The following is a 324-nucleotide window of genomic DNA, read 5'->3' as shown; positions in this document are numbered from 1 at the left end:
CACGACGCCCCGCAGTACGCGCTGCCCGTCAGGCTCGACCCGTCCGGCTTACGGATCACCCCCGAGGCGTTGTACGTCCCGTACGTGCCGCCGGTGAGCTGCACCGACACCCGCTGCCCGGCCGTGCCGGCGAACGACACCACCGAGTTCTGCCCCGGCACGGTCGTGGTGAGGGTGACCGCGGCGCCGCCGGGGCTCGTGCTCGCCGTGGCGTCCGGCGGCACCAGGTGGACCTGCGCCGCGACCTGGCCGACGCTGGCGCCGTCGGGGTTGAGCAGCAGGGTGTACGTGCCGTCGACCGGCAACACGACCGTGTCGAAGAAA

1 protein-coding gene is annotated in these 324 nt (G+C 73.1%); it reads right to left on the bottom strand.

The features are described 5' to 3' along the window. Positions 1 to 324, bottom strand: a 324-nt coding sequence (locus C5N14_RS32540; protein ID WP_207892968.1) for a hypothetical protein, incomplete at both ends; no start/stop codon positions are given.

The sequence above is a fragment of the Micromonospora sp. MW-13 genome (assembly GCF_003434305.1).
In the GTDB taxonomy this organism is placed as follows: domain Bacteria; phylum Actinomycetota; class Actinomycetes; order Mycobacteriales; family Micromonosporaceae; genus Micromonospora.
The sequence above is the reverse complement of the archived record's forward strand: the minus strand, read 5'-3'. Positions and strand labels throughout refer to the sequence as shown.